Below are 26,330 nucleotides of genomic sequence, written 5' to 3'. Positions count from 1 at the left end.
CTAGACGGAGGTCGTGACGCTCCGGCTGCCCGGGCGGCGCTGCCAGAGGCCGTCGACCGCCAGGGTTCCGCCGCCGCTGAAAGCGATCATCAGGCTCGCCGCGGCCAGGGCGAGGACGAACTCGTAGCCGCCCTTGTCCGCCATGAACCCGTTGGCGGCGTGCACGAACACGATCGCGCCGAGCATGTCGAGGGCGAGCAGGACGCCGAAGACCGGCAGCGCGGCACCCAGGACGAGGGCGATCCCTCCGACGACCTCCAGGACCGCCACCGCGGGTGCGGCCACCCCGGCCAGCGGGACGCCGATCTGCTCGAAGAACGCCGTCGTCCCGGCCAGCCCGCCGGTGAACTTCGCCCAGCCGTGCACGAAGAAGATCACTCCGATGGCGACCCTGCCGAGCAGCACCGCCACGGACCTCGCCTGGTCGAGTCGTACCTGGTTGAACATGACGCCTCCCGATATGTTCGAATTTGAACAACTCCACCATGCCAGATAGTTCAAATTCAAACAACCGGTAGACTGGCCGCGTGACGGGAACGCGCTGGCTCGACGACCTTGAGATGGCCGCATGGACGGCCTACCTGACCGCGTCCCACCTGCTGGAGCGACGTGTCGAGGAGCAGCTGAAGGCCGACGCGGGCCTGACCCATGCCCAGTACGAGATCCTGGCCAGGCTCTCCGCCGCTCCCGACCGCCGGCTGCGGATGACCGAGCTGGCCCATGGCGTCGTGGTCTCCAAGAGCGGGCTCACCTACCAGATCGGCCAGTTGGAGAAGATGGGGCTGGTGGAGCGGGCCACCTGCCCCTCCGACGACCGCGGCGTCCTGGCCGTGCTCACCGACCGGGGGACGGAGTGCCTGGAACGCACCGCGCCCGGTCACGTCACCGTCGTCCGCGAGTTGCTGATCGACCTGCTGACCCCCGACGAGCTCGAGACCGTGATCCGCGTCATGAACCGCGTGGAGACGGCGGCCCGCGCGGGGACGCGCACCCCCTGACGAGGCGGCCGGAGGAGGGTCAGCCGACCGTGACGGAGGTGCGGGCGACGGAGCCTCCGGCGCAGTGGACGTAGACGTGGTGCTCGCCGGGACGCGCCATGGCGGAGACGGCGATCACCGGGTGCCAGGCGACGGTCGGGACCGGCGGGAGGTTCCGGCGGGTGGCGAACGCGGTCGAGACGACACTGGTGACCCCGCTGCCGGAGCAGACCGCGGTCACGGTGACGCTCTGCCCGCGGGCCGCGGTGCTCGGCCGGACACCGACGCCCGCGCTGATCGCCGACAGGCCGTCGCCGCCGCCGGGAGGGGTGGGGACCGTAGTGGGAGCGGTCGCGGTCGGCTTCGCAGTCGGCTTCGCGGTCGCGGTCGGCTTCGCGGTCGGGGCCGGGGTGCTGCCGGGCAGCAGGAGCGAGACCTGCGCGCCCGCCGCGGACTGCGACAGCACGGTCAGCGTGATGCCCCGGTCCTTGATGGTCCTGCCCACGGCCAGCGGCGTGCTGCCCTTGGCGGTGGTGGCGGGAGTGGTGTCGATCTGGATCGCCTTCTTGTGGTCCCCCTTGGGGACGAGGTAGACGATGACGCCCTCGGCGACGTCGGCCTCCGGGCCGAGGCCCCTCCTGCGGTACTCCACCACCAGCCGGTCGCCGTTCTGGGTGTCGGTCAGCGGGATGTCCAGGAAGCGTCGGCCGGGGCCGTACAGCGGGGGCAGGGTGTAGGTGCCGGAGGCGGTGGGGACGACCCGCTCGGCTGCGGTGTGCCACCTCAGCTTGACGAGAGCCGGTGCGGACAGACCGACGCCCGGCCCGCCTCCGCCCATCACCGAGGTCTTGCCCCGGTAGCCGGCCGGCGCGCAGCCGGAGAGCGTGCCCTCGGCGCACACCGAGGTGCCCTCGTGGCTGAGCCCGAGGTTGTGGCCGATCTCGTGGATGGTGCCGGCGGCGCTGTAGCCGTCGGGCATCCAGCTCGTCCCGCCGCCCACCGTGGCGAGCCCGGCCCAGCCGCAGCCGCCGGAGGGCATGATGATCGAGACGTGCTCGAACCGGGTCCGGTCGATGCCGCGCGCCTTCATCTGCTCGTCGACCTTGAGCCGCATCCGGTTCGTGTCGCAGCCCGCGGGCATGTCGAGCTTCCACGGACCGAGCACCTGCCCGGAGAAGGCGACCCGGTCCTGCGAGGCCTTCTTGAAATAGGCGGCCACGGAGGTCCCGGAGCCGAAGAAGACCTCTTTCGCCTTGGCGGTCGCCGCGGCGGCGTCGGGATGGCGCTTGTCCTGGAAGTCGACCAGGACCACGGCGGTGTCGCGGACCTCCGGCGCGGCCTGGGCGGGTGAGGACAGTACGGCCAGCGGCAGCACCGCCAGGGCCGCGACCGCGGGGGGGATCCAGCCGGCGGACACGCGACGCTTCATACGGGGTTTCTCCTCGGAGAACGGGCTCGGGGCGGACACCGGCACCATAACGAGGAAAAACCCCACAAAACCCTACTTATGTCGTCCTTAAGGGTGCCTTAGCCGGCCGCAAAACTCCGGACCGCCGCCCTCAGCCGTGGCGGGCCTACTTGCCCGCCCTGCCGCTCCCCTTGGCCGCGCGAGCGGCCTCGGTCTTGGCGCTCGCGGCGTACTTGTCGACGTACTCCTGACCGGACAGCTCCATCAGCGCGTACATGATCTCGTCGGTGACGGCGCGCAGGACCAGGCGGTCCTCCTCCATCCCGTAGTAGCGGGAGAAGTCCAGCGGCTTGCCGAACTTCACGCCGGGACGGATGCCCAGTTTGGGCAGGAGGCGGCCGGGGGGCATCATCTCGAAGGTATTGATCATCGCCCACGGGATCACCGGGACCCGGGACTCCAGCGCCAGCCGGGCCACACCGGTCTTGCCCTTGTAGAGGCGGCCGTCATGGGAGCGGGTGCCCTCCGGATAGATGCCGAGCACGTCGCCCTCGCCCAGCACCCGCAGGCCGGTACGGAGCGCCGCCTCGCTCGCCTTGCCGCCGGAGCGGTCGATCGGCACGGTGCCGACGCCGCTGAAGAAGGCCCGGCTGAACATCCCCTTGAGACCCTTGCCCGTGAAGTACTCGGCCTTGCCGAGGGAGATCACCTTCCGCGGCAGGAACAGCGCCCCGAAGAAGTGGTCGGCGAACGACAGGTGGTTGCCGGCCAGGATCACCGGCCCCTCCTTCGGCACGTTCTCCACGCCCTCCGCCCACGGACGGAAGATCAAATGGAGGAAGGGCCAGAGGATGGCCTTCACCACCCAGTAGAACACTCGATGCTCCTTCGGTTGTCAGGCAGCGACCTGGAGTTATCTTCCCATCTTCGGCCTCCGTCACCTACACCGCCAAACAACCCAAATCACCCTCTCGCAAAACATGCCTCGGCCATGCGACGATCGGGCGAACCTGATGAGGAGCCCACCATGCCTGTCATGCCCGGAGCGGAGCCGTACCATCACGCGGGCGGCCGGATCGGCGTCCTGCTCTGCCACGGGTTCACCGGCTCCCCGCAGTCGTTGCGCCCCTGGGGGGAGTATCTGGCCGGAGCCGGCCTGACCGTGGCGCTGCCCCGGCTGCCCGGCCACGGGACCACCTGGCAGGAGATGAGCCACACCCGCTGGGAGGACTGGTACGCCGAGCTGGACAAGGAGCTGGCGGACCTGCGGGGCCGGTGCGCCGAGGTGTTCGTGATGGGCCTGTCCCTGGGCGGGTGCATGGCGCTGCGCCTGGCCGAGGTGCACGGAGAGGGCGTCAGGGGCGTGGTGGTCGTCAACCCCTCGATCGCCAACGACGTTCCCCTGCTCAGGCTCGCGCCGCTGCTGAAGTTCTTCGTCCCCTCGGTGCCCGGGGTGGCCGGGGACATCAAGAAGGAGGGGGCGTCCGAACTGGGTTACACCCGCACGCCGGTCAGGGCCGCGGCGAGCCTCCCCCGGCTGTGGGCGCTGACCCAGGCCGGCCTGAACGGGCTGAGCCGGCCGGTGCTGGTCTTCCACAGCCCGCAAGACCATGTGGTGAAACCCACCAGTGTCCGCATTCTTCGTGAGAAGCTGACCGGAGGAAATCTGGATGTGGTGGAGCTTTCCGACAGCTACCATGTCGCGACGCTCGACAACGACGCCGATCAGATCTTCGCGGGGAGCCTGGAGTTCGTCCGCGCGCACAGCTCTGTACCCTTGCAGAGAGACTGATCGCGAGCGGGGGATGCGCGGTCTCCGGGAGGAAGTGGACGGCCTATGAGTGACAGGCCAGCTAGGTGACGCCTCAAAGCGACGAGGACGAGGTCTGGCGGCAGATCGTCGCGTCCTTCAACGACACCGCCGAACGCGACCCGGCCGACCAGCCGTGGCCCGACAGCGAGAACCTCCCGGCCGGACCGTCCCGTCGCGTGGTGCGCCAGCCGGACGCCGGCGGGCACCCGCCGGCGGAGGACGAGCCCGCCGACACCGGGCATGCGGACGGCGGGCGCCCGGAGGGCCGGCACCCGCACGGCGACGACGAGGGGCACTACGTCCCCCCGCCGCCCCCTCCCCTGCCCAAGACCGACACCACCGCCAAGATCGCATGGCTGGCCCTGTTCGGCGGCCCCGCCTACCTGCTGGTGACCGCGATGGCCGGATGGACGCAACAGGGCTGGGCGCTGTTCACCGCGATCGCCGCGTTCATCGGCGGCTTCGTGGCGCTGGTGGTGCGGATGGGCGACGGCCCGCCGAACGACTCCGGCTGGGACGACGGCGCGGTCATCTGACGGACCCCGCGCTACGATCTGGACCGCTCGGAGGTTCCCGCCCCGAACCGCTCGATCACGTCGGTGTAGCGGCCCTCGTCGTCCACCACGTGGCCGACGCTCCACACCGCGCCCGTGCCGGGCAGGTAGGTCACCGACTGGAGCCGGATCGTCCGGGGGGTCAGCGGGGAGGCGCCGCGCAGCGCCTTGACCGTGCGGCCGTCGTAGCGGAGCAGGAACGCCTCACCCGGCCGGGCCAGGTCGATCCCGGAGACCCAGAAGCGGTTCTTGCGGTCGCCGGTCACGCCGTACAGGCGCATGTCTCCGTCGGGAAGGTCCACCCGGGACCATTTCTTGCCGTTCCAGGAGAGCAGGAGGGGGACGACCTCGCCCGAGCCGCGGTAGACGCCGCCGACGGCCAGCGCGCGCTTGGCCCCGTTGACGTGCACGTCGCGCAGGTAGCCTCCGGAGATGACGGGTGCCGGGACGGGCTTCCAGTGCCCCCCGGAGAGCCTCATGATCAGCGGCTTGCCCTCGGCGTCGCCCACCGCCCAGCCCTCGCCCTTGGCCGAGAGCGCCACGCCGTACAGCGTGCCGGCGCCGTCGAGCCGGCTGAGCTTCCACTTCCCCTCGGAGCCGGTGACGATCAGGGGCCGCCCGTCGCGGCGGCCCACGGTGACCATCCTGCCCGGCACGGCCGCCACCCCGCCCAGCCAGTCGCCCATGTGCAGTTCGTCGACGATGACCCGGTCGAAGGCCGAGCCGTCCCCTCTCGCGAGGTACGGCATGCCGTCGTGGCCCTCCCCCACCGCCCACAGCTCGCTCGCCGACGCCGCCGCGACCGTGCGCAGGAGCGCGGCGCCGGTGGGGTCGTTGCGAACCGCGACCTCGGCCCATGCGGCGCCGTTCCAGTGGGTGATGGCTCCACGGCCCTGCCAGGCGTCCCAGATGCTCTGCTGACCCACCGCCCAGACGTCGGTGGCCGAGACCCCGGCCACGTCGGAGAGCGACCCGTCGCTGCTCAGCCGCGCGGTGGTCGGCGCCTGCCATGCCTCCGCCGTCGGCGGGCGGACGGGATCTGCGTGCGCGGCGGGCGGATGAGCGGAGAGCAGGAGCAGGCCTCCCGCGCACAGCGCCAGCGCACGCCGCGGAAGGCGACGAGTCATGCTCCACATCGTAGGGGCCGGGCCCACTCCTCGGGTGGGCTTCCCCCGCCACCCGGCGGCCCGCTCCGGTCCGTTACCGCTGCGGCGCCCGCCCGGCCCTCACCGGGACGGCGCGTCCGGCTCCTCTCCCGTCACCGGCGCGGGCGGGGCCGGGCCGAGCTCGGCGACGACCGGCAGGTGGTCGGTGGCCGCGGCCAGATCGGCGGGGTCGGCCTCCGCCCCTCCGCAGGAGAGCACCGTCAGGCCCGCCGCCGCGAAGACCGCGTCGATGCGCTTGTGAGGGTTCCGCGCGGGGAAGGTGAAGCCGTCGCCCCGCGGCGCGACCGGGTAGCAGTCGGTCAGCCTCTCGCCGATGTGCCGCCAGGACGGCCGGTCGGACTGCTCGTTGATGTCCCCGGCGAGCACCGGCAGGGCGCCGAACCGGTCGGCGGTCTCCTGCAGCAGACGCACCGCCTCGCCCGCGTGGTGCAGCCGCGCGGCCTCGTCGAGGTCGAGGTGGATGGAGCCGATGGCCAACCGGACCCCCTCCGCCTCCACCACGGCGATCGCGATCGCCCGTATCTCCAGCCAGAAGAAGAACTTCAGCAGGTGTCCCTCGCCGTGCAGGAGCCGGACGCCCGGACCGACCAGCACGGCCACGCCGCCCAGGCGGCGCCCGGCGGCCACCCGCAGCCCGCCTGAGGCGGCCAGTTGCCTGCGCTTGCGACGCCAGCACAGGAAGCGGGGCGCCTCCTGCACGCAGAGCACGTCGGCGCGCAGGGCGGTCATGACCCGGCCCAGCGCGGCCACGTCGTCGCGCATGGAGCGCACGTTGTAACTGGCGACCCTGAGCTGCACGTGGACCTCACAAGGACGGCGCGTGAGGTGAGCGTAACCGGAGGAGCGCCCGCCGGGCGAGAGCGACCGGCCGACTCGCGGGCCCCGTGTCGGCGGTCAGCGCCTGCGGGCGAGGTCGGCGGCGCCGACCACGCCCGCGGAGGCGCCCAGCTCGGCCAGGCGGATCTCCGCCAGCGGGCGGTGCCCCCGTCCGGTCAGCCTGGCCGCGAAGGACTCGCGGGCCCGGTCGATCCAGAGGTCCGCCGCGCGTGAGACCCCGCCGCCGAGGATGAAGCAGCCGGGGTCGAGGATGGAGGCGAGGTCGCTCAGTCCCTGGCCGAGCCAGTCGGCCATCGACGCGAAGGCGGCCAGCGCGGCCGGGTCACCCTCCCTGGCGGCCTCGGTCACCTCCGGCCCCTCGATGTCGCCGGGCGCGCCGCCGGCGATCTCCAGCAGCCTGGCCGCCCGCGCCGGCTCGGCCTGCGCGATCAGCCTGGCCTCGGTGACCAGGGCGTTGCCGCTGGCGTACTGCTCCCAGCAGCCGAGGTTGCCGCACCCGCACAGGCGCCCCCCGGGGACCGCCTGCATGTGCCCGAGCTCGGCGCCCATGCCCCAGCGGCCCCGGTACAGGGAGCCGTCCAGCACGATGCCGCCGCCGATGCCGGTGCCGACGGTCACGCACACGACGTGGCTCTCACCGCGCCCGGCGCCGAACCGCGCCTCGCCCCACGCCATCGCGTTGGCGTCGTTCTCCACCACGACGGGCAGGCCGACGAGGTCGGAGACCTTCTTCTGCAGCGGCTCCTCGCGCCAGGCGAGGTTGGGCGCGAACCGCACGATCGAGCGCGTCTCGTCGACGAAACCCGCGGCGCCCAGGCCGACGGCCTCGATCTGCCTGCCCACGGCCAGTTCCCTGACCACCTCGCCGATCGTGTCGGCGACCCGCTCGGGGCTCTCCGCCGGGGTCCGGCGCAGGCGGTGCTCGACGATCCGCCCGTCCTCGTCCACGACGCCCGCCGCGACCTTGGTGCCGCCGATGTCAACGCCGATGGTCAGCGCCATCTTCCACCCTCTCCCCCTGGGCTCATCCCAGGTCGATGTGCTCCACGGGGGTATCCTCTCGCGATTCCTCGCGCTCGCGCGCCCGCTGCCCGGGAGAGGGCCGGTTGAGCGCGTCGACCGCCGACTTGAGCGCGGCGAACAGCTCGGTGCCGGCCTGCATCAGGTGGTCGGCGACCTGTCCGCCCGACTCGCGCTGGGCCGCCATGGCACGGCAGACGGGGCAGGCCCGGCAGATGTATTCGTCGTGCTCGGAGACCGCCTCCTCCCACACGTCCCGGCCGCCGCGTCCGCCGCCCGAGAACGCGCTGCCGAACCCCGTCATGGTGCCTTTGATCAGGTTCTTGCGCAGCTCTCTGGTCGCCTTGCGCTGGATCGTCTCGAAGAGTTTGAACGCCTCCTCGGCCGCGCCCCCGAGCGGGTCCCTGCCCTCGCGGGGACCGCTCCGGGTGTCGTCGCGGGAGTCACGGCGGCTGTCGTCGCGGGGCGGCGGCCCGCCGGCGCTGTCGCCGGTGCCGCCGCGGGTGTTGTCACTGTTGTCAGTCATCTGGCCCTCCAGAATCGAACCGTACCCGGAGACGGCCGTCCGAGAGCGCGGCCTCGCGCACGCTCCTGCGGGCCAGCGCCGCGGGCAGCGCCAGGATCCGGCGGTAGGGGCCCAGTGTGACGATCAGCTCGTCGCCCTTCCTGGCCAGGTCCACCTCGCCCTTCTCGGCGAGCGGCAGCGCCAGGACCAGCTCGCCCTCGGGGGTGATCTGCAGCGGCGGGTCCGCGGCGGGCGGGGCGAAGGGGTCGGACTCGCCGTACATGGCCTCGGCGACCGCGGCCAGGGCCTCGAGGCCGACCGGCTCGGCGTCCAGGTAGGGGACGGTGTGCACGGGCAGCGGGGAGAAGGACTCCGCGACCTCGGCCAGGTGCCCGGCCTGGGCCGCCACCCATCTCTCCCGCCACGGGTCGGCGCCTCCGGCGGGGAAGACCCGGTTGGCGATCACCGCGTCGACGCGGTAGCCGTACAGGCTCAGGGAGGTGAGCGTACGGCGGGCCTCGGCGAGCACGACGGCCTCGGGGGTGAGCACCAGCCGGACGCTCGCACCGGGACCGGTGAGCAGCCCGCGGACCTCCATCAGGCCGCGGTGCAGGCGCTCGCCCGCGCCGACCACATGATCGTCGGGGACGCTGACCATGGCCACCCTGCGGACCAGCGGAGCGAGGGTGCGCAGCAGCCGCCTGCCCACCGGCAGCAGCCGGTTGACGTGCCAGTCGAGCGTCTCGGGCAGGGCGAGCAGCCGGAGCGTCTCGGCGGTGGGCGCGCAGTCGACGACGATCACGTCCCAGCGGTCGGCGCGGGCCTGCTCGCGCAGTTCCAGCAGGGCGATGACCTCCTCCGCTCCGGGCAGAACGGTGACCTCCTCGGCGGTGACCTCGTCGAGGCCGAGCTCGGCGAAGACCCCCCGGGCGTAGTCGCGCAGCTCGCCCCAGTGGCGCTCCAGCGAGCGCTGGGTGTCGACCTGGTGGAGGTGGAGGCCGGGGGCGATCTCGACCGGCTCGCCGCCGGCGCTCACCCCCAGGGCGTCGGCCAGCGAGTGCGCCGTGTCGGTGGAGACCACCAGCGTCTTGAGCCCGGACCGGGCGGCGCGGACGGCGGTGGCCGCCGCCGCGGTCGTCTTGCCGACCCCGCCCTTGCCGGTGAACAGCAGGATCCGGGTCACCGGGCCTCCCCCGCCCCGCCCGCCCGCGCGCCGTGCCCGGTCACGCGGCCTCGACGCGCTTCTTCAGTCCCTTCAGGGCGGTGTCGATGATGACCTTCTCCGCCTTCCGCTTGATCATGCCGATCATCGGGACCTTGAGGTCGACGGCGAGCTCGTAGGTGACCTCGGTGCCGTCGCCCGCCTCGGCCAGGCGGTAGCTGCCGGTGAGGCCGGAGACCATCTTCCCCGACTCGGCGACGGCCCAGGCGACGGACTCGTCGCCGTTCCAGGTGTAGGCGAGGGTGTACTCGTCGCTGATCACGCCCGCGTCCAGGACGAACCTGACCTGCTCCGGGCGGCCGTCCGGTCCGGTGGACAGGACCTGCGCGGACTTCACCTGGCCCGCCCACTCGGGGTACGAGGCGAAGTCGGCGATCACCGTCATGATGGTCGACCGGCCCGCGCCGATCGTGATGCTGGAGGTGGTGCGATCAGCCATGGGGTTACCGTACTCGCTCGTGGTTTCCGGGCGAACTCCCGGCTCGCCACTCGATCGCCGACGCCCGGGCGGGCGGTTCACCACTCCAGCGCGAAGGGCACTCCCCGGCCCCGGAAGTGGCCCACGTTGAGACACTCCGTCCTGCCGATCCGCATGCGGCTCGCCAGCGGCTGGTGCACGTGGCCGAAGAGGGCGTAGCGCGGCTGGGTCCGCCTGATCGCCTCCAGCGTGGCCTCGCTGCCCCGCTCGAAGCGGCGGGCGACCACGTCGTAGAGGAGCTCGGGGACCGCCGGGGGGATGTGGCAGCAGAGCACGTCCACCTCGCCGACCGCCTCCACCTTGCGCGCGAACTCCTCGTCGTCGATCTCGTTCGGCGTCCGGTACGGCGTGCGCAGCCCTCCTCCGACGAAGCCGAACCGCAGTCCTCCGATCTCGGCGGTCTCCCCGTCCAGCACGTGGTGGCCGGGGCGGGCGTACTCCGGCCAGTAGCGCGGCAGGTCCACGTTGCCGGGGGTGAGGTAGGCCGGCGTCGGCATCGCGGCGAAGATCTCACCGTACTGGCGGCGGACGGAGCGCTCGATGTGGTCGCGCGGGTCGCCGTCCAGGGAGGCCCAGAGCGCGGCCGACATGGCGCGTGCCTCGTCGAACCGCTTGGCGGTGCGCAGGGCGATGAACTCCGCGGCCTGCTCCGTCCCGAACAGCTCGGCGAAGATGCCCTGGGAGTGGTCGTCGTAGTCGACGAACAGGATCAGGTCGCCGAGGCAGACCAGCACGTCGGCGCCCTCCCCGGCGCGGGCCAGGGCGTCGGCCCTTCCGTGCACATCGCTGACGACATGAACCCGCATGCCGGACATCCTAACCAGCAGCCGAACCGGGGCCGGATAACGTGTGAGATGCGACATAGCGGCGGGGGGCGCACGTCAGATGTCCCACATCGCGAGACTGATAACGTGAAAACGCCCTTCATAACGCCTGGGTGACGAATCTACCCACGCGTAACTTATCGCGGTAGCTTCCAGGCATCTCATCGATCCGTGCGTCCTCAGGAGTGATCCAGTGCGCGAGTACAGCGTCCCCGTGCTGGTGGATGTCCCCGCCTCCGCCAACCTGACCGACACGGTGTTCCAGCGCGCCGAGCGGGAGCCGGGTGCGATCGCCCTGCGCCGTAAGGTCGGCGACGACTGGATCGCCGTCACCGCGCGGGAGTTCCGCGACCAGGTGGCCACCGCGGCCAAGGGCCTGATCGCGGCGGGGATCGAGGCGGGCGACCGGGTCGCCCTGATGTCGCGCACCTGTTACGAGTGGACGATCGCCGACTACGCGATCCTGGCGGCGGGCGCGGTCACCGTGCCGATCTACGAGACGTCCTCCGCCGACCAGGTCAAGTGGATCATCGCCGACAGCGGCGCCAAGGCGATCTTCGTGGAGCTGGGGGCCCACGAGGAGACCGTCCGGGAGTCCCTGCCCGAGCTCGACGAGCTGAAGAACGTCTGGTGCTTCGAGAGCGGCGCCCTGGAGGAGCTGGCCGCGAGCGGCGCGGAGGTCTCCGACGAGACGCTGACCGGGCGCAGGACCGGGCGCGGCACCGCCGACCTGGCCACCATCGTCTACACCTCCGGCACCACCGGCCTGCCCAAGGGCTGCCGCCTGACCCACGACAACCTGCTGTTCACCGCCAGGAACGTGGCCCAGGGCCCGCTGGAGCGGCTGTTCACCACGAGCGGCGGCTCCGTGCTGCTGTTCCTGCCGCTGGCCCATGTCTTCGCCCGCATCATCCAGATCGTGGTGGTCGAGACGGGCACCGTCCTCGGCCACACCCCGAACATGAAGAACGTCGCCCCGGACCTGCAGGCGTTCAAGCCGACGTTCCTGCTGGGCGTGCCGCGCGTGTTCGAGAAGGTCTACAACGGCGCCGAGCAGAAGGCCGCGGCCGGCGGCAAGGCCAAGATCTTCCACGCCGCCGCGGACGCGGCCATCGCCTGGAGCCGCGCGGAGTCCTCCGGCGGGGCCGGCCTCGGTCTCAAGCTCAAGCACGCCGTGTTCAACAAGCTGGTGTACGGCAAGCTGCGCGAGGCCACCGGCGGCAACCTGTCGTACGCGATCTCCGGCGGCTCCGCCCTGGGCGAGCGGCTCGGCCACTTCTTCAAGGGCGTGGGCATCGAGATCGTCGAGGGCTGGGGGCTGTCGGAGACCTCCGCCCCCTCCACGGTCAACCTGCCCGGCGCCAACAAGGTCGGCACCGTCGGCAAGCCGTTCCCCGGCGTGACGGTCGGCATCGGCGAGGACGGCGAGATCCTGGTCAAGGGCCGTCACATCTTCGACGGCTACTGGAACAACGAGAAGGCCACCGCCGAGGCGATCGACGCCGACGGCTGGTTCCACTCCGGCGACATCGGCGAGCTCGACGCCGACGGCTACCTGAAGATCACCGGCCGGAAGAAGGAGATCCTCGTCACCGCCGCGGGCAAGAACGTCGCGCCGGCCCCGATGGAGGACCGCATCCGCGCCCACCCCCTGGTCAGCCAGGCGATGGTGGTCGGCGACGACAGGCCGTTCGTGGCCGTGATCGTCACCCTCGACCCCGAGGCGCTGGAGCAGTGGAAGGCCGCCAACGACCGGGCCTCGGCCACCCTCGCCGAGCTCAGCGCCGACCCGGCGATCCTCGCCGAGGTGCAGAAGGCCGTGGACGACGCCAACCGGACGGTCTCCAAGGCCGAGCAGATCAAGAAGTTCGCGATCCTCGACATCGACATCACCGAGGAGAGCGGCCACCTCACCCCGACCCTGAAGGTCAAGCGCAACGTCGTGATGCGCGACTTCGCCAAGCACATCGACGACCTGTACGCCTGACGGCCCGTCTCCGCGGGGCGCAGGCGCCCGAGGACGTCCTCGGGCGCCTGCGCCCCGGCCCGGTGCCGACCGGCTCCCGGGGCGTGTCGGGCCGGGTCGGCGCGCGGGGAGGTCAGTAGCCGTCCGGGATCCAGGACTGCCACACGTCGCGGTGGGACTGGACCCATCTCCTGGCCGCGTTCTCCGGGGACATGCGCTTGCCGGCCATCCAGCCGGCCACCATGTCCTGGTCGGCGTTGGTCCAGCGGAAGTCGCGCAGCAGCCGGTAGGCGGGGCTGTCCTCCTCGGCGAACTTCCGGCTGAAGAGCTTGTTGAGCCGGTAGGACGGGTAGCCGCAGGTGATGGTGACCGGGTCGGCGTCGCACCCCTCGCGGTAGGCCGGCAGCTCGATCCTCCGGAACTGCAGGCGCCAGGTCAGCCACTGCGGCTCGTAGAAGTAGAACAGCACCGGTTTGCGCTGCGCGTACAACCGCCTGACCTCGTCGATCTCCGCTCCCTCCGAGCCGGCGAACACGACGGTGTAGTTCAGCCCGAGGTTCTTGATCAGGGCGTTCTCGTACGTGACGTAGGAGGGCGAGGCGGCCAGGAGCCGCCCGCGCCGGCCGCTGTCGGCGGTGGCGAACAGGTGGGCGTAGCGGTTGAGATTGCGCCAGTCGGTGATGTCGGGATACTGCTCGGCCAGGTAGTCGGGCACGTACCAGCCGATCGTCCCGGTGTTCCCGGTGGGGCCGCCGTCGACCACCGTCCCCCGGCCGTGGATGTAGGCGGCGGCGAGCTCCTCGTGCCCCCAGTTCTCCACGACGGCGTCGAGGGCCCCTCCGTCCAGGGCCTGCCAGCCGTGTTCCTCGTCCACCGGCACGAGTTCCACGTCGTAGCCGAGCCGGCGTTCGAGCAGGTACTTCACGACCTCGGCGTTGGCGTGGTAGCCGACCCACGAGTGCAGGCCGATCCGCACGGTGCCGTGAACCCGCTGCTGGGCCTGGGTCTCGGTCGAGATCGCCAGGGTGACGAACATCAGGATGCTCATCAGCAGAGCCGAACTCCGTACGTGCCTCATCGGGTCACCACCTGGTCCATCTCGGCCGGTGTCCCGGCCGGCCTCTCGATCTGCCCGGTCTGCCTGGTCTGCCCGGCCTGACTGGTCTGATTGGTCTGCCCGGTCTGCGACAGGGCCGTCTGGGCCTCGTCCTCGGGGTCGTACATCACGATTCCGCCTCGCTTGGCCCGGTACATCGCCGCATCGGCGCAGCGCAGCAGAACCTCCACGCTCTCGCCGTGCCGGGGGTAGAGCGCTATGCCGAAGCTGGCGTGCACCGGCAGCGTGTGGGCGCCGACCTGCACCGGCTTCGTCAGCCGGGCGCGGATCCGCTCCGCCAGCCGCATCACCGCCTCCTCGTCGGCGATGTCGGGCAGCACGAGCCCGAACTCGTCTCCGCCCAGCCGGGCCACCGTGTCGCTCCCGCGCAACGTGGCGGACAGGCGCTCGGCCACCACCCGCAGCAGCGCGTCGCCGGTGTGGTGACCGAAGCTGTCGTTGACCTGCTTGAAGTAGTCCAGATCCACCAGGACGATCGCTCCGGGCACGCCCAGCGCCGCCTGGCCGCGGGCCTGCTCGGCGCGCTGCATGAACAGCTTGCGGTTGGCCAGCCCGGTCAGCGGGTCGTGCAGCGAGTCGTGCTCGTGCTGCTGGGCGTGGCGGCGCAACCTTCGCGTGGTCGACCAGGCGATGGCGACCAGCACCAGGTAGAGGCCGACCAGCCCCGGGCCCAGGCGCCAGTACGCCTGCTGAAGCCGGGCCTTCGCCTGCGCGACGACGGCGTCGTAGGGCAGGTACAGCTCCAGTACCCCGATCACCTTGTCGCCGGCGATCGAGCGCACCGGCTGCACCACCCAGATCATGCCCGGCGCGCCGTCGCCGTCGACGGGGTCCTCGACGATGGAGATGCGCGTGTCTCCCCCCATCGCCGCGGCCAGCCCGGCCGTGTCGGCCGGTGCCACCGTGCGGGCCGAGTCGTCGTCCGAGACGACCACCCGGCCGGCGGGGTCGCGCAGCAGCAGCCGGGCCACCGATCCGTGGAAGACGGCCGCCCGGATCGCCGTGCGCACCCGCTGCCGCTCATCGGCGCCGAAGACCAGGTCATCGGTCCTGACGGCGGGAGAGATCACCATGTCCTGGATGAGAGCCGCCTGGACGCGTCCCCGTTGCAGACCCTCGGCCACCGCGTCATCGGCGTAACCCCGTGCCAGCATCACGCCCAGCAGCACCACCGGCACCAGACTGGCCGTGGTGAACGAGACGAATAGGCGAGAACTTCTCCGCATGGCATTGTCATCGACAGGTCGGGCCCGGAGTTGAGACCCACGTCTCAATACGTTGCGCAACCGGTCGCGCGGCGGCGGGCGGCCCGGGGCCGGGCTCCCGCTACGGGGTCTGGGCCGGCTCGAGCAGCTCGGCGAAGCGGGCGGCGACCCGGTCCCAGCCCCACTCCCTGCTGACCCACTCCCGCCCCCGCTCTCCCATCGCGCGGGCGCGATCCGGATCGGCGAGCAGCTCGACGAGGCCTGCGGCCACCGCGTCCGGCGAGGCGCCGTCCACGACCAGACCGGTCTCACCGGGCAGCACCGCGTCCGGGGCCCCGCCGGAGGCGCCCGCCAGCACGGGCAGCCCGCTGGCCGCCGCCTCCAGGTAGACGATGCCGAGCCCTTCGACGTCGATCCCGCCGAGCCGGGTACGGCAGGGCATGGCGAACACGTCCCCCAGGGCGAAGAACCGGGGCAGGTCGGCGGCGTCCACCGATCCGGTCATCAGGACCGAGGAGCGCAGGCCGAGCGAGCCGGCCAGGCGCTCCAGCCTCCGCCGGTACGGCCCGCCGCCGACCAGCAGCAGGCGGGCGTCCGGTACGGCGCGCAGCACCTGCGGCCAGGCGCGGATCAGGACGTCCTGGCCCTTGCGCGGCACCAGCCGGGAGACGCAGACGACGACCGGCCCGGAGCCGGGGCCTCCGGCGGGGTCCGGGCCGGTCACTCCTGATGACCGGGGCCCCGCGTCCGCGCGGCTCTCCCACCAGCCGTCCTGGAGGCCGTTCGCCGGGGAGCCCGCACGGGGCTCCGCCGCCGGGGAGAACACCTCGGTGTCCACCCCGGGCGTGAGCCGTACCAGCTTCTCCTCGGGGATCACCGTGGCGAGCAGCCGCCGGGTGTACTCCCCGAGATAGGTGACCGTGTCCGCGTGCCCGCCGATCCTTGCCAGCAGCCGCCGGGCGACCGGGACCCTCGCCCAGGAGGCCTCATGGCCGTGGGTGAGCATGACGACGCGACGCGCCCCGGCCGCGCGCAGCTCCGGCGCGAGCAGGCCGAGCGGGGCCGCCGCGCCGAAGACCACCGTCTCGCAGCCGAGTTCCGTGACCAGGGCGGCGGCCCGGCGGGCGACCGCGCGGACGGGGAGCATCAGGGAGGTGGGATGGCGCACGACGGGGTACGGCTGGCGGGCGTCGAAGCCCTCGCAGCCGGGCCAGGCGGGGGCGTAGACAGCCACGGAGTCCGGGGGCAGGCAGCCGGCGAGACCGTGGACGAAGGACTGGATGCCTCCCGGGCGGGGCGGGAAGTCGTTGGTGACGATCAGCGTGCGCTTCACGGCTCCGGCAGGCCGTTCACCGCGGCCCAGGAGCGTGCCAGGGCGATGCGCTCCGGTATCGAGGGATGAGAGGCATAAAGAACATATTCAACAAGATCTGGCGATAAATCAGAAATATTGGAAATTGCCAGCCGCTGTTGCATGGCGACGAACACGGCCGGATCCCGGGTCAGGTCCAGCGCGTGCACGTCGGCGCGAGCCTCGACCTGCCTGCTGACCAGGTTCTGCACCGGGCCGGAGAGCACCGTGGCCAGGCTCACCAGCCCCATGATCAGACCGGCCGCCCGGGGGTCGGCGAGCGAGGGCACGCCGCTGCGGCGCCGTACGGCCCCGGACGAGGCCGCGAGGTACAGCAGGCAGGCCCCGCAGGCCGCGCCCAGGCCGCCGACCAGCGTGCCGTACAGCACGTCGCCGCTCTCGGCGTGGCCCAGCTCGTGCGCCACGACCAGCTCGACCTCGTCGGCCGGGGCGCGCAGCAGCGTGTCGTAGACCACGATCCTGCGGGTCGCCCCGAACCCGGAGACGTAGGCGTTGAGCGCGGTCGTGCGCCGCGAGGCGTCGGCGACGAGCACGTCGTCGACCGGCACGCCGTCGCGGGCGGCCGTGGCCAGCAGGTCGTCGCGGAGCTGCCCGGCCGCCATCGGCCGGAAGTCGTTGAAGACCGGTTCGACCAGGACCGGGTAGGCGAAGGAGGCCGTCACGGTCAGCGCGAAGGCGCCGAGGGCGGCCGGGAGCCACCAGCGCCGGACGCGCCGGGCGAGCGCGACCACGGCGAGCACCATGACCGCCGTCAGCCCGGTCCTGATCCCGATGCCCATGATCCGGTCGACCGCCCAGGCGGGCCAGTCCTGGGTGGACAGGCCGAAGGAGCGCAGGTGGGTCTCCTGCCACATCCCCAGCGGCCAGCGCAGCAGTTCCACGGCCACCGTGACGCCGAGCACGCCGAGCAGGACCCGCGACCACCAGGGCCCCCGCAGTCCGCCCAGCAGCCGCGCGCCCAGGGGGGTGGCCACCAGCACCCCGGCCGCCGCGAGGGTCAGGCCGAGCGAGAGGTAGGCGGGCGGGCCGACCACGGCGTCGAACGCCGCCGACCGGGCGAGCTGCCCGGCCGTGAAGTCGCGGGCCGGGTCGGGCGCGACCGGCGGGGCCTGCTCCGGCAGCGCCCGCCAGGGCGTGGTGAACGCCACGATCGCCAGCGTGGCCGCGCCCAGGGCGGCCAGCGCCCATCCCGCCGCCCGCAGGCCCGGGGCGGCCCCGGCCGCGCCGTTTCCCGCGGGCGCCGCCGGCTCCGCGTCGCCGTGATCCCGCGGACGGGAGGCGTCCGGGCCGTGAGGGGAGGTCAACCGATCTCCTTCCGGAGGTAGTCGCGCCAGCCGGCGGTGAACTCCGCCGGGGTCAGGCCGAGGACGGTCCCGACATCGCCACCGTAGAGCCTCACGAGGGTCCGCTCGCCGAAACGCTCGGCGACGTAGCGGCAGGCGAGCCATGCCTCCTCGTAGGCCTGCGCCAGCCGTGCCGCCCCGGGGGCGAAGTCGGCGGGGCCCGGGAGCCGGTCGGGCAGGACGCCCGCCGCCACCTCCGCGGCCAGCTCGGCGGCGACCGTGCGGACCGCGAGCCCGGAGCCCGAGTAGCCGACGTAGTCGGCGAACCCCTCCGACAGCCACATGGGCACCCGCCCGCCCCGCGTCGCGCCGGTGGCCACGTGGGTGAGCTCGTGGGCGATCACCACGTCCCTGCCCGTCTCGCTGAGCTTCGCGTAGCCGCTCGGCAGCACGATCACCCGGTCGGCGGTGGCCAGCGCCGCCAGCCCGCCGGTGGCTCCGGTTCCCGCGAGCGCCCCGGCCTCGGCGTCGGTCTCCGGGAACAGGACCACCGGCCGGACCGGCCCCCAGATCGCGGCGACCACCCGGCGGGCGCGGTCGGTCCTGACCGCGAGATCGGCCAGGCTGGCGAGGGGGACGCGATGGCCGATGACGACGTAGTGCCCGCCCCGGATCACGGTGCCGTCGGGCCAGGGGCCCTCCGGGAGCGGCGCGGCCCCGGCGGTCAGCGCGGCGCCTGTCAGCGCCAGCATCCCCGCGAGTACGGCACGGCGCCCCTGCGGGACGGACATAGGGCCTGATCGTACGTGATCGATCCCGTTGTGCGTTCCGTGGCCGCCCCGGCCGGGCGGGCCCGGGATGCGGTACGGCCCCGCCCGCCCTCTTGTCGAGAGGCGTGCGGGGCCGTGTTACCTGCGGTGTCAGGCGCCGGGACGGACCGCTCCGGCGAAGGAGGACCGGTAGTACCCCTTCAGCTTCACGATCCGGACCCTCTTGCCACTGCTGGGCGAGTGGACCATTCTCCCCTTGCCGACGTATATGCCGACATGACCCTTTCCATAGAAGAAGAGCAGGTCACCGGGGCGCAGGCTGCGCCACGAGACCTTCTTCCTCACGGCTCGATACTGGCTGTGCGTGATCCGGGGGAGCTTCACGCCCGCCGACCGCCATGAGTACTGGACGAGGCCCGAGCAGTCGAACGCCCTCGGACCGGTGGCTCCCCACCGGTACGGATCGCCGATCTGCTTCCTGGCCGTGGAGACGGCCTTGGCGGCCCTCGCCTTCTGCCGCGCGGCCCTGACCATCTTGGCGTTCGCCTTGACACTCACCTTGGTGTGCGCCATGGCGCCCGCGATGGCCGTGACCGGTGCGGCGGTCGCGCCGTTCGTCGTCGCCCGCGCCTCGGCGGAACCCATCGCGACCGCCCCGGCTGAGGCGGTCAGAGTGAGGGCGAGCCCGCTTACGGAAAGGCGGAGAAAGCGCGACGAACAAGGGTTGTGCAGGGTGGTAGACAGGATTTCTCCTTGGGACTTCCACTGATGCCTACCGGGTTAGCTGACGGATTCGGGCTGGGAAGGCGCCCTACGGCATGACGGCATGCCGATTCACCCCTGGCCACGCGTGCGAGGCCGGTTGGGTCCCCGGTTCCATGCCTCCTGGCTGCATGGATTCGGCTGGCCGCCGCGCCTGAAGCGCGCGTGAAGCGGCCGGATGGATTTCTATGCGGGACATCGGCTCTGGGAAGGCCGATATTCAGTGCGACGGCATGGATTGCTCGCCGCGACGCCAGAAGGTACTCGGATCGATAAATTTCAGCAAAGGGTCCCCCATCGGGAGTGGGTCACCCTGGCTTGATCACGAATCCATAACCCCTGCGTAATCGGCAGTTTCACTGTCCCGTTATGACTCTCGTCACATTCCCCGGAGCGTCACCTTAAAAACGTCACTCCAGTCACTTCAGTCACACCAGTATTGATCTTCAGGACTCCGGGCCGGAGGAGGTCGCGCGAATCGGGAGAGGACGCCCCGGCGGCGGAGGCGGCCGGGATCCGGGAGCCTCCGCGGGTTCCGGCCCTCGCCGGGGCGCCGGAGAGCCGTCCGGAACTACGCCGGCCGCCCGTGGGCAGAGGGCGGCGCCGAAGAGGTGCGGGCCGGATCACGCGGCCGCGGGGTCTCCCGGCCGCAGAGGGCGCAGGCGGACCGGCCGCCTCGGAGCACAGGAGAGCACAGGAGAAGGCGGGGAGGGGCCGGCCGCGGGGTCTCCCGGCCGCAGAGGGCGCAGGCGGACCGGCCGCCTCGGAGCACAGGAGAGCACAGGAGAAGGCGGGGAGGGGCCGGCCGCGGGGCGGCGGACCCCCGGAGGCGGCCGAGGGCTCAGGCTCCGCCTCAGGCCGCCGGAGCGGGACGGGGGTCAGGGACGGACGGCGCCGACGAGGCGGCGGCCGTAGGCGGCCAGCGGGACGACCTTGACGACGTCCCCGGTCTGCGGGGCGTGGACGATCTTTCCGTCACCGGCGTACATGCTCAGGTGCCCGAGCCCCTCGCTGAAGATCAGGTCTCCGGGCTCGAGTTCGTCCAGGGAGACCCTACGGCTCGCCCCCCAGCTCCACTGCTCCCAGGTCGTACGGGGAAGGGTGACGCCCCCCGCACGCCAGGCGGCCTGGGTGAGACCGGAGCAGTCCCAGCTGTCCGGCCCGGTGCCGCCGTACCGGTACGGCTTGCCGACCTGAGCGAAGGCGAACTCCAGGGCGGCGCGGGCGTTGCCGGAGGCCGGACCGGTGTAGGCGATGCCCGCGCTGTTGGGGTCGCCGGTCTTGAAGGCGCCGAGCTGGCGCAGGAGCTTGGTCTGGGCCTTGACCATCTTGTCGGCCTTGGCCTTCTCCGCGGCCAGTTCGTCGCGCGTCCGGTCGGCTTCGGCCAGGGCGGCCTTGGCCCTGTCCCGGTCGGCCTTCAGCGTCTTGTTGGCCTCGTCGAAGGCGCTGACGGACTGGGCGCGCGAGGCCGAGAGCTGGTCGGCGGCGGCCAGGCCGCTCAGCAGGTCGTCGGGGTGGGCCTGGCCGACCAGGCTCTCCCAGCCGGTCAGACCGCCGAGCTGGTAGGAGCTGACGGCCATCGTGACCAGTTCCTCGCGCAACCCCGCGACCTTCGCGTTCTGCCGGGTGAGCTCGTCGTTGAGCGCCTTGTACTTCTTCCTGGCCTTCTTCCACTTCTCGCCGGCCTGGTTGTACTTCTCAACGATCTTGTCGGCCTGCTCGTTGAGCTTCGCCAGCTTCTTCCTGGCCTGCGGGATCGTGGGCTTCGGCTCGGCGAGCGCGTCGCCGAGAGGCAGGATCGGCAGCAGGAGCGCCGCGAGCACCAGCCCGACCGCCACGGGCTTGCGCCCGGAACTCTTCGGCATACCCGCCACGGCCACTACGACGCCCTCCCTGCGTAAAGACACTGGGGCGAAATAGTACAGAACAGGTAAGAGCCATCTCACCTTTTCGGCCGTTTTGTTGTCTGTTCGCAAGGAGCGGCCGCACCGGGCCCCACCCCGCGCGCCGGTCAGGCGCGCCCGAGGCGCTTCAGCAACAGCCCGGCCGGGACCGGCCGGGCGCCCATCCGCCGGACGGACTCGGCCACCTCCCGGTCCGAGGAGACCACCGCCAGCGCGCGCCCGGCCGGCTCGGCCCGGACCAGCTGGCGGATCAGGTCGTCGGCGGTCTGGCCGGGCGTGCTGAACAGCACCCGTACGCCCCTGGGGGCCGAGACCGGCACCGGGCCGTTCAACTCGGCGCCGTCGAAGACGCAGGTCAGCTCGGTGCGGGTCTGCGCGTACAGTGCGCCGAGGCCGGTGAGCAGCCGGTTGCGCTGGTCGGCGAGGGTGAGGGTGCCGTAACCGGTCTTGGTCACGTTGTAGCCGTCCACGATCAGGTGGACCTGCGGCAGCGTGAGCAACTGGTCGAGCAGGGCCGGGTCGTCGTCGGCGAGCGCCCGGGCGGGCACCGCCTGGACCCCCGGTCTGCCGGGGGCGACCGAGGCGACGGAGTCGGCGGGCCGGCTGATGCTGGAGGGCAGGGCCAGTTCCCTGCGGAGCCCGGCCGCGGCGTCGGCGAGCGCGTCGAGCAGGAGGCGGACCTTGGTGTCCTCCACGCTGCGCCCCTCGCGGGCGGCCCTGCGGGCGGCCTCCAGCTGCCGCTCGGAGTCGGCCAGGCGCTCCCGGAGCCGGCGAAGCTCGCTCTCCCCCGTGCTGCCCGCCGAGGCCGCGGCGGCCCTGGCCTCCTGGGCGGCCTCCTCCATCTCGGCAGCCCGTGCGTCGGCCGCCTTCGCCCGCTCGCGGGCCTCGTGCAGTTTGCGCCGGAGGTCGGAGATCTCCGTGCGGGCGCCCTTGAGCTGCTCGCGCAGCCGGTCGGACTCCTCTTTGGCCGCGGTCTTCTGCGCGGCCAGCTGCTCGCGCAGCCGGGTGAGCGTCTGCTCCAGCGCGGAACCCTCCGCGGCGACGGCCGACCGCTCGATGTCGGCGCGGGCGTTCTCCACCATCTCCGCCCAGCCGGGCGGCCGGGTCAGGTAGGCGGCGGCGGCGACCATGACGGGCTCGGCGGCCGGCGGCACGGACCCCTCCGCCAGACTGGCGACCAGCTCGGGCCAGCCGGAGGTCAATGCCTCGGCGACGAGCTCGCGGAACTCCTTGTCGGTCTCCAGCTGCGCGGCGATCGGCGTGCCGCCCAGCTTGGCCCGCTTGCGCGGGTCGAACCTGGCGATGGTGCGCAGCGGCGGCGGCACCGCCGCGGCGGGCATCGAGCCGAGGATCTGGGAGGCCAGCTCCACGACGTGTGAACGGACCTGCTCCGGCAGCGGACGAGACAGGCCCTCTCCGGCTGAACTCATCAACGGCCCCTACTCGGATTGGTCTATCCGTCAAGGGTACGGCTATCGCGCCGGGCCACCGAACGGATAAAAGATCGAAGCCCGCCCGACCTGCCCGTGAACAGAAGGTGGACAAGCGCTTGGTAGGCGGTGTACGACTGTCTCGGCGATGTGTGGCGCGTCGCGGAGCGGTCCCCGGGAGAGCGCGATGAGCGAGCGGTCTGAGCAGAACGAGTCGATGCGGACCTCCACCCGGGACCTCGGCGAGCTGCGCGACCGGATGCGCTCGTGGCTCACCGGGCGGCTGGGCCACCCGGTCGCGGTCTCCGCGCTCTCCCACCCCTCGGGCAACGGCATGTCCAGCGAGACCCTCCTGTTCGACGCCTCCTGGCTCTCCGGCGAGGGCAGGAGGGAGATCTCGTGCGTCACCCGGATGGCTCCGGCGAGTGAGGCCGTGCCGGTCTTCCCGGGCTACGACCTCGGCAGGCAGTTCGAGGCCATGCGGATGGCCCGGGAGCGGGCGGGCACGCCCGCTCCGCGCACCCTGTGGTTCGAGCCCGATCCCGCCCCGCTGGGCACACCGTTCTTCGTGATGGAACGCCTGGCCGGGGATGTGCCGCCGGACGTGCTCCCCTACACCTTCGAGGGCTGGCTGCTGGAGGCCTCGCCCGCCGACCGGGCGCGGCTGCAGCGGGAGAGCGTGGGCATCCTGGCCGGTCTGCACGACGCCCCGTTCACCCCCGCGGAGCTGCGCCCCTTCCAGCTCGACCGGCCGGGCGGCTCCGCACTGCGCAGGCATGTCAACGACCAGCGGGCCTACTACGAGTGGGCGCACTCCTCGATGCGGGTCCCGGTGCTGGAGCGGGCCTTCGACTGGCTGGAGGAGCACTGGCCGGCCGATCCCGGGCCCGACGTGCTGAGCTGGGGCGACGCGCGCATCGGGAATGTGATGTACCGCGACTTCACCCCGGTGGCGGTGCTCGACTGGGAGATGGCGGCCGTCGGCCCGCGCGAGCTGGACATCGCCTGGATGGTCTTCCTGCACCGGTTCTTCCAGGAGATCACCGAGGTCATGGGCCTCCCCGGGCTGCCGGACTTCATGCGGCGCGAGGACGTGTGCCGTACATATCAGGAAATGACGGGTTACCAGCCACGCGACATGGAGTTCTACGAGATGTACGCCGCGCTGCGGCACGGCGTCATCATGGCCCGCGTCTGGCACCGGCGGATCCACTTCGGCGAGCAGCCCATGCCCGAGGACCCCGACGACCTGGTCATGCACCGCGCCGCCCTGGAGCGGATGCTCGACGGGAGTTACTGGGCGTAGGCCCGGCGCCCTCTCGCGGGATCCGCGGGAGGGCCGGCCCGGCCCGGAGGGAGCCCGTACGGCGACGCCCCCCTGCCGCCGCGCCTCCGGTCAGCCGCCGTCGCCGAGCTGCCCGGCGTCGTGGACGAGCAACGCGATCTGGACGCGGTTGTTCAGGCCGAGCTTGGTCAGGATCCGCGACACGTGGGCCTTGACCGTGGCCACGCTCATGTACAGCTCGGCGGCGATCTCCGCGTTCGACCTCCCCCTGCCGACGGCGAGCGCGACCTCGCGCTCGCGCTCGCTGAGCCCGGCCAGCAGCCCCAGCGCCCGCTCCCGGCGGGACCCGGCGCCGCCGTCGGCGACGTGCGCGATGAGCTGGCGGGTCACGGCGGGCGACAGGATGGGCTCGCCCGCTCCCACCCGGCGGATCGCGGTGACCAGATCACCCGGCGGGGTGTCCTTGAGCAGGAAGCCGGCCGCCCCCGCGCGCAGAGCGCGCAGGACCTGCGAGTCGGCGTGGAAGGTCGTCAGGATGACCACCTCGGGAGCCGGGGCGGCGGCGCGCAGGCGCTCGGTCGCGGTCAGGCCGTCCACGCGGGGCATGCGGATGTCCATCAGCACCACGTCCGGGCGGTGCCCGGCCACCAGCGGCGGCACCTCGTCCCCGTCCGCGGCCTCGCCGACGACGATGATGTCCCCGGAGCCGCCGAGGATCAGTGAGAGTCCCGCCCGGACGAGGGCGTCGTCGTCGACGATCAGCACGCGGATCGGCTCGCGAGGGGGCGATGAGCTCATGCCGGTCACGTTAGCCGCGTCCTCCTGCCCACCCGGCCGCGCCCTCCCCCGAGCGCCCGTCGTCCCCGCCGCACTTTCAGACCGCCCACGGCAGCCACGCGCTGAGCCGGAACCGGCCGTCGGGCGCGTGGCCGTACTCCAGGCGCCCGCCCACGAGCTCGGCCCGCTCGGTGAGCCCGATCAGGCCCGTGCCGCTGCCGGGGATGGCCTGGCCCCCGGTCACGGGATTGCGGATCTCGACGGTGAGCCCGTCCCCGGGCCCGCCCGCGACCACCATGTCCACGGGCGCGGCGGCGGCGTGCTTGCGCGCGTTGGTCAAGCCCTCCTGCACGATCCGGTAGGCGTTGCGACCGAGCTGCGCCGGAGCCTCGGACCCCTCGCTCACGCGCATGTCGAGCCTCACCTCCATGCCCGCCGTCCTGGACTCCTCCACCAGCCCGGCCAGGTCCGCCAGGGTCGGCTGCGGGCGGTCGGGGTGGGTGCCCTCGGCGCCGAGCCTGAGCACGCCGATGACCTCCCGGAGATCCTGGAGCGCCTGGTGGGCGCCGGAGCGGATCACCCCGGCCGCCCGGACCACGTCCTGCGAGGGCATGTCCGGCCGGTACTCCAGCGCGCCCGCATGCACGCTGAGCAGCGAGAGCCGGTGGGCGAGCACGTCGTGCATCTCCCTGGCGATGCGCTCGCGCTCCAGATGTCTGGCCCGCTCCACCCGCAGCTCGGCCTCCGCCTCGGCCCGCTCGGCGCGCTCGCGGAGGGAGACCACGAGCTGCCGCCGGGCCCGCACGAGCATGCCCCAGATCACCACGACCAGGAAGACCAGCGTCAGCAGCAGCACCGAGTCTCCGAAGGACAGCTCGGGATCCGGCCGCAGCTTCATGTAGAGGGGGACCGACAGCAGGTTCAGCCCGCCCGCCAGCGCCACGTGCTTGAACGGCCGGTGCACGGCCACCGTGAACAGCGCCGCCAGGGCGGCGCCGCCCGAGACGGCCGAGACGAGCGAGACCGGCACGAGCACCAGGGCGAGCCCCATGGGCCAGCGCCGGCGCAGCCATATCGCCACGCACGCGACGACGCCGACGAGCTGGTCGGCGATCCGCAGCGGCTCCGGCAGCCCGGGTTCGACCTGCACCTGCTCGGCCGCCACCAGCCCGATCCCGACCGACAGCAGGAAGATGACGATGTCCACGATCCAGTCGCGGGTCGACCTCCGGACCCTGATGTGCTCCTTGCGCGGCGTGTCACGCAGACTGCCGGGCAGCAGCCACCGGTACTCCATCGCGGATTGGGTCACATTTCACGACATTACGGGTAATGCGGGCAGACCTGGAACCGACCAAAGTCGATGCCGCGCCTGACCTTGTGCCGTAGCGGGCCCTCATCGTGCCGGAGGAGGATCGACGGCATGAAGGAATTCCTCAAACTGCCGGGCGTGCTCCTGATGCTGCAGGGCTGGGGAACCGTGGTGAACACCGTCCTGGGCTGGTGGCGGTGGGCGCACGACCTGCTCCTGGTCAACCACATCGGCTTCCTGGACGGATACGAGGTCTTCGCGGGCGTCGTGCTCGGCTTGACCGGCCTGTTCCTGTACACAGCGGCGGGGAAGCGGGCGCAGGAACCGCTCGCCTGAGCGTCTC

At 72.2% G+C, this 26,330-nt stretch carries 26 protein-coding genes and 1 riboswitch; of the genes, 6 read left to right on the top strand and 20 right to left on the bottom strand.

Annotated elements, in window-relative coordinates:
* A complete protein-coding gene (locus HS041_RS16520) occupies positions 1–447 on the bottom strand; it encodes a DoxX family protein (protein WP_196441564.1) in 447 nt (148 codons plus the stop codon).
* Between the two features lie 80 nt (positions 448–527).
* Here HS041_RS16520 and HS041_RS16515 point away from each other — a divergent pair, with 80 nt between their 5' ends.
* Positions 528–998, top strand: coding sequence for a MarR family winged helix-turn-helix transcriptional regulator (locus HS041_RS16515; RefSeq protein WP_196441563.1), 471 nt, complete (start codon positions 528–530; stop codon positions 996–998).
* A 19-nt stretch (positions 999–1,017) separates the two neighbouring features.
* On the opposite strand, the gene HS041_RS16510 is transcribed toward HS041_RS16515, so the two are convergent.
* Positions 1,018–2,406, bottom strand: a complete 1,389-nt coding sequence (locus tag HS041_RS16510) for a metallopeptidase domain-containing protein (RefSeq protein WP_196441562.1) — start codon at positions 2,404–2,406, stop codon at positions 1,018–1,020.
* 145 nt (positions 2,407–2,551) lie between these two features.
* Positions 2,552–3,262, bottom strand: coding sequence for a lysophospholipid acyltransferase family protein (locus HS041_RS16505; RefSeq protein ID WP_196441561.1), 711 nt, complete (start codon positions 3,260–3,262; stop codon positions 2,552–2,554).
* Positions 3,263–3,412: 150 nt separating this feature from the next.
* On the opposite strand from HS041_RS16505, the gene HS041_RS16500 reads away from it, so the two are divergent.
* Both HS041_RS16500 and HS041_RS16495 read left to right on the top strand, forming a co-directional pair.
* Positions 3,413–4,177: an alpha/beta hydrolase gene (locus HS041_RS16500; protein WP_196441560.1), complete on the top strand. Its 765-nt coding sequence runs from the start codon at positions 3,413–3,415 to the stop codon at positions 4,175–4,177.
* Between the two features lie 65 nt (positions 4,178–4,242).
* Positions 4,243–4,734, top strand: coding sequence for a hypothetical protein (locus tag HS041_RS16495; RefSeq protein ID WP_196441559.1), 492 nt, complete (start codon positions 4,243–4,245; stop codon positions 4,732–4,734).
* A gap of 11 nt (positions 4,735–4,745) precedes the next feature.
* On the opposite strand, the gene HS041_RS16490 is transcribed toward HS041_RS16495, so the two are convergent.
* From HS041_RS16490 to HS041_RS16460, 7 genes are all read right to left on the bottom strand, one after another.
* Positions 4,746–5,879 (bottom strand): hypothetical protein, encoded by a 1,134-nt coding sequence (locus HS041_RS16490; protein ID WP_196441558.1) that lies wholly within the window; start codon positions 5,877–5,879, stop codon positions 4,746–4,748.
* 99 nt (positions 5,880–5,978) lie between these two features.
* Positions 5,979–6,716, bottom strand: a complete 738-nt coding sequence (locus HS041_RS16485) for an endonuclease/exonuclease/phosphatase family protein (RefSeq protein WP_196441557.1) — start codon at positions 6,714–6,716, stop codon at positions 5,979–5,981.
* 96 nt (positions 6,717–6,812) lie between these two features.
* Positions 6,813–7,757, bottom strand: a complete 945-nt coding sequence (locus tag HS041_RS16480; RefSeq protein WP_196441556.1) for an ROK family glucokinase — start codon at positions 7,755–7,757, stop codon at positions 6,813–6,815.
* 22 nt (positions 7,758–7,779) lie between these two features.
* On the bottom strand, positions 7,780–8,301 hold the full coding sequence (locus tag HS041_RS16475; RefSeq protein ID WP_196441555.1) for a hypothetical protein: 522 nt from the start codon (positions 8,299–8,301) through the stop codon (positions 7,780–7,782).
* A complete protein-coding gene (locus HS041_RS16470; RefSeq protein WP_196441554.1) occupies positions 8,294–9,463 on the bottom strand; it encodes an ArsA family ATPase in 1,170 nt (389 codons plus the stop codon). Before HS041_RS16470 ends, HS041_RS16475 begins: the two co-directional genes overlap by 8 nt.
* A 40-nt stretch (positions 9,464–9,503) precedes the next feature.
* Complete coding sequence (locus HS041_RS16465; RefSeq protein WP_196441553.1) at positions 9,504–9,941, bottom strand: SRPBCC family protein; 438 nt, start codon at positions 9,939–9,941, stop codon at positions 9,504–9,506.
* 77 nt (positions 9,942–10,018) lie between these two features.
* Complete coding sequence (locus tag HS041_RS16460; protein ID WP_196441552.1) at positions 10,019–10,786, bottom strand: metallophosphoesterase family protein; 768 nt, start codon at positions 10,784–10,786, stop codon at positions 10,019–10,021.
* Between the two features lie 211 nt (positions 10,787–10,997).
* Between HS041_RS16460 and HS041_RS16455 the strand changes: the two genes are divergently transcribed.
* Positions 10,998–12,791, top strand: coding sequence for an AMP-dependent synthetase/ligase (locus HS041_RS16455; protein WP_196441551.1), 1,794 nt, complete (start codon positions 10,998–11,000; stop codon positions 12,789–12,791).
* Positions 12,792–12,903: 112 nt separating this feature from the next.
* Here HS041_RS16455 and HS041_RS16450 read toward each other — a convergent pair whose 3' ends face one another.
* The 8 genes from HS041_RS16450 to HS041_RS16415 form a co-directional block, all read right to left on the bottom strand.
* On the bottom strand, positions 12,904–13,818 hold the full coding sequence (locus tag HS041_RS16450; protein ID WP_196441550.1) for an ABC transporter substrate-binding protein: 915 nt from the start codon (positions 13,816–13,818) through the stop codon (positions 12,904–12,906).
* A 26-nt stretch (positions 13,819–13,844) separates the two neighbouring features.
* Positions 13,845–15,113, bottom strand: coding sequence for a GGDEF domain-containing protein (locus HS041_RS16445; protein ID WP_196441549.1), 1,269 nt, complete (start codon positions 15,111–15,113; stop codon positions 13,845–13,847).
* A 100-nt stretch (positions 15,114–15,213) separates the two neighbouring features.
* Positions 15,214–16,425: a glycosyltransferase family 4 protein gene (locus tag HS041_RS16440; RefSeq protein WP_196441548.1), complete on the bottom strand. Its 1,212-nt coding sequence runs from the start codon at positions 16,423–16,425 to the stop codon at positions 15,214–15,216.
* Positions 16,422–17,768, bottom strand: coding sequence for a M48 family metallopeptidase (locus HS041_RS16435; RefSeq protein WP_196441547.1), 1,347 nt, complete (start codon positions 17,766–17,768; stop codon positions 16,422–16,424). The genes HS041_RS16440 and HS041_RS16435 overlap by 4 nt, the downstream gene beginning before the upstream one ends.
* Positions 17,765–18,538 carry a hypothetical protein gene (locus HS041_RS16430; RefSeq protein WP_196441546.1) on the bottom strand — a complete coding sequence of 258 codons (774 nt, stop codon included), beginning with the start codon at positions 18,536–18,538 and terminating at the stop codon, positions 17,765–17,767. The genes HS041_RS16435 and HS041_RS16430 overlap by 4 nt, the downstream gene beginning before the upstream one ends.
* Before the next feature lie 129 nt (positions 18,539–18,667).
* Complete coding sequence (locus HS041_RS16425; protein WP_196441545.1) at positions 18,668–19,162, bottom strand: C40 family peptidase; 495 nt, start codon at positions 19,160–19,162, stop codon at positions 18,668–18,670.
* A gap of 109 nt (positions 19,163–19,271) precedes the next feature.
* Positions 19,272–19,432: riboswitch (cyclic di-AMP (ydaO/yuaA leader) on the bottom strand.
* 725 nt (positions 19,433–20,157) lie between these two features.
* A complete protein-coding gene (locus HS041_RS16420) occupies positions 20,158–21,144 on the bottom strand; it encodes a C40 family peptidase (RefSeq protein ID WP_230879094.1) in 987 nt (328 codons plus the stop codon).
* Between the two features lie 146 nt (positions 21,145–21,290).
* On the bottom strand, positions 21,291–22,613 hold the full coding sequence (locus tag HS041_RS16415) for an NYN domain-containing protein (protein WP_196441543.1): 1,323 nt from the start codon (positions 22,611–22,613) through the stop codon (positions 21,291–21,293).
* Positions 22,614–22,800: 187 nt separating this feature from the next.
* On the opposite strand from HS041_RS16415, the gene HS041_RS16410 reads away from it, so the two are divergent.
* Positions 22,801–23,919, top strand: coding sequence for a phosphotransferase family protein (locus tag HS041_RS16410; protein WP_196441542.1), 1,119 nt, complete (start codon positions 22,801–22,803; stop codon positions 23,917–23,919).
* A gap of 90 nt (positions 23,920–24,009) precedes the next feature.
* Here the strand turns inward: HS041_RS16410 and HS041_RS16405 are convergent, their stop codons facing one another.
* Both HS041_RS16405 and HS041_RS16400 read right to left on the bottom strand, forming a co-directional pair.
* Positions 24,010–24,696, bottom strand: coding sequence for a response regulator transcription factor (locus HS041_RS16405; RefSeq protein WP_196441541.1), 687 nt, complete (start codon positions 24,694–24,696; stop codon positions 24,010–24,012).
* A gap of 76 nt (positions 24,697–24,772) precedes the next feature.
* Positions 24,773–25,987: a sensor histidine kinase gene (locus HS041_RS16400; RefSeq protein ID WP_307845325.1), complete on the bottom strand. Its 1,215-nt coding sequence runs from the start codon at positions 25,985–25,987 to the stop codon at positions 24,773–24,775.
* Between the two features lie 111 nt (positions 25,988–26,098).
* Between HS041_RS16400 and HS041_RS16395 the strand changes: the two genes are divergently transcribed.
* Positions 26,099–26,323 carry a hypothetical protein gene (locus HS041_RS16395; RefSeq protein ID WP_196441540.1) on the top strand — a complete coding sequence of 75 codons (225 nt, stop codon included), beginning with the start codon at positions 26,099–26,101 and terminating at the stop codon, positions 26,321–26,323.
* The last annotated feature ends 7 nt before the right edge of the window (positions 26,324–26,330 follow it).

It is taken from the genome of Planomonospora sp. ID67723 (assembly GCF_015711605.1).
Classification (GTDB): domain Bacteria; phylum Actinomycetota; class Actinomycetes; order Streptosporangiales; family Streptosporangiaceae; genus Planomonospora_A.
The sequence above is the reverse complement of the archived record's forward strand: the minus strand, read 5'-3'. Positions and strand labels throughout refer to the sequence as shown.

Excerpts from the sequence above, each read along its gene's own strand:
- HS041_RS16520 (WP_196441564.1), bottom strand. The coding sequence starts at position 447 with ATGTTCAACCAGGTACGACTCGACCAGGCGAGGTCCGTGGCGGTGCTG.
- HS041_RS16510 (WP_196441562.1), bottom strand. The coding sequence starts at position 2,406 with ATGAAGCGTCGCGTGTCCGCCGGCTGGATCCCCCCCGCGGTCGCGGCC.
- HS041_RS16500 (WP_196441560.1), top strand. The coding sequence starts at position 3,413 with ATGCCTGTCATGCCCGGAGCGGAGCCGTACCATCACGCGGGCGGCCGG.
- HS041_RS16490 (WP_196441558.1), bottom strand. The coding sequence starts at position 5,879 with ATGACTCGTCGCCTTCCGCGGCGTGCGCTGGCGCTGTGCGCGGGAGGC.
- HS041_RS16480 (WP_196441556.1), bottom strand. The coding sequence starts at position 7,757 with ATGGCGCTGACCATCGGCGTTGACATCGGCGGCACCAAGGTCGCGGCG.
- HS041_RS16475 (WP_196441555.1), bottom strand. The coding sequence starts at position 8,301 with ATGACTGACAACAGTGACAACACCCGCGGCGGCACCGGCGACAGCGCC.
- HS041_RS16465 (WP_196441553.1), bottom strand. The coding sequence starts at position 9,941 with ATGGCTGATCGCACCACCTCCAGCATCACGATCGGCGCGGGCCGGTCG.
- HS041_RS16460 (WP_196441552.1), bottom strand. The coding sequence starts at position 10,786 with ATGCGGGTTCATGTCGTCAGCGATGTGCACGGAAGGGCCGACGCCCTG.
- HS041_RS16450 (WP_196441550.1), bottom strand. The coding sequence starts at position 13,818 with ATGAGCATCCTGATGTTCGTCACCCTGGCGATCTCGACCGAGACCCAG.
- HS041_RS16445 (WP_196441549.1), bottom strand. The coding sequence starts at position 15,113 with ATGCGGAGAAGTTCTCGCCTATTCGTCTCGTTCACCACGGCCAGTCTG.
- HS041_RS16430 (WP_196441546.1), bottom strand. The coding sequence starts at position 18,538 with ATGTCCGTCCCGCAGGGGCGCCGTGCCGTACTCGCGGGGATGCTGGCG.
- HS041_RS16425 (WP_196441545.1), bottom strand. The coding sequence starts at position 19,162 with ATGGGTTCCGCCGAGGCGCGGGCGACGACGAACGGCGCGACCGCCGCA.
- HS041_RS16420 (WP_230879094.1), bottom strand. The coding sequence starts at position 21,144 with ATGCCGAAGAGTTCCGGGCGCAAGCCCGTGGCGGTCGGGCTGGTGCTC.
- HS041_RS16415 (WP_196441543.1), bottom strand. The coding sequence starts at position 22,613 with ATGAGTTCAGCCGGAGAGGGCCTGTCTCGTCCGCTGCCGGAGCAGGTC.
- HS041_RS16410 (WP_196441542.1), top strand. The coding sequence starts at position 22,801 with ATGAGCGAGCGGTCTGAGCAGAACGAGTCGATGCGGACCTCCACCCGG.
- HS041_RS16405 (WP_196441541.1), bottom strand. The coding sequence starts at position 24,696 with ATGAGCTCATCGCCCCCTCGCGAGCCGATCCGCGTGCTGATCGTCGAC.
- HS041_RS16395 (WP_196441540.1), top strand. The coding sequence starts at position 26,099 with ATGAAGGAATTCCTCAAACTGCCGGGCGTGCTCCTGATGCTGCAGGGC.